Source organism: Shivajiella indica (assembly GCF_042683085.1).
GTDB lineage: Bacteria > Bacteroidota > Bacteroidia > Cytophagales > Cyclobacteriaceae > Shivajiella > Shivajiella indica.
Window position 1 is genome coordinate 1 of the sequence record NZ_JBHUIV010000029.1, and the last position, 1,247, is coordinate 1,247.

The window sequence follows — 1,247 nt, forward strand, 5'->3', positions numbered from 1 at the left end:
TTAATGCCGTTTAGTTAGCGGTTAATTGACTGAATTTCACTATATTAGAGATATAAAATAAGGCTTCCGAAAGCAGGGAGTGCAGGAAGCCTTAAAACTTTAATTGTAAATGAATTCAAGTTAAAACTAAGTTATGAAAAATTTATCATCGAAAGTAGGACTTCGGTGAAAGATTTTCTTCGTGACCGTTTCTTTTCTTTTGAAGTTCTCGTGCTTTTTATTTTGTCAAAGAGCAACAAAGGACTTAATATCTGTCTTGAAGAGTTTTTCGGGGAATCTTCCTTCTCGCCCACTAAAAGTGCATTTACCCAGGCCAGGAAAAAATTGTGCTACACAGTTTTCAAAAAGCTTAACAGGTTGATCTGCAGTCTTTTTTACGAACATGCAAAGTTCAAGAAATGGAAGGGGCACAAGGTGCTTTCTGTTGATGGGTCAACGCTAGAGCTCCCAGATCATCCCTCTATGTCAGAGAAGTTCAGCTATCATGGTTTTGGGCCCAATGCAGATGCAGGGCATTATATGAGCAGGATATCCTATCTATATGATGTTTACAACGGCCTTGTACTGGATGCTGGCATGGAAAGCTATACCACTTCAGAAGCCACTCTTTGCCATGACCATCTTGGACATATTAAAGAAGGGGATCTTCTTGTATGCGACAGGTTTTATGCATCCCTGAGACTTTTCTTTGAGCTCAAAGGAAAAGGGGCCGACTTTCTTTTCAGGATGAAGGACAATTGGTGGAAATGTGTCGAGGATTTTTCCGCAAGCAGTTCCACTGATGCGGAATATACGCTAATACTTCCTCCAAAGTACAGTTGGCTGCTTGAAAAGTATCCCTCATTGTCCCAAACGATGACCGTAAGACTGATCAAGAAAAAGAACAGGAAGGGTAAAATATCAATATATGCGACTTCGCTGTTGGACAGGAAAAAATATACCGCCTCCTCACTCATAAACCTGTACAAACAGAGATGGGGAATAGAAGAAGCATATAAACTGATCAAATCAAGACTTGAAGTATCTGATTTTTCAGGCAAAACAGCATGGGCGGTCCAGCAGGACTTCTATGCCAAGACTCTGATCATCTCACTCTGCAACATTATTTGTTATAGAGTGGAGCCTAAAACCAAAACAGGACGAAAATCAAAGTCAGCAAGGACCTTGATAATCAATAAAACATATGCACTGTCAAAAACAAAATCCTTGATATTGAAAATCAGAGGTTTAATTGGTGAATTAGAAGA

General features: G+C 39.5%; 1 protein-coding gene. It reads left to right on the top strand.

Annotated elements, in window-relative coordinates:
• Window positions 1-165 precede the first annotated feature (165 nt).
• Window positions 166-1,247 (top strand): IS4 family transposase (locus ACFSKV_RS18945; RefSeq protein WP_380806460.1); only part of this gene is annotated, 1,082 nt, incomplete at its 3' end.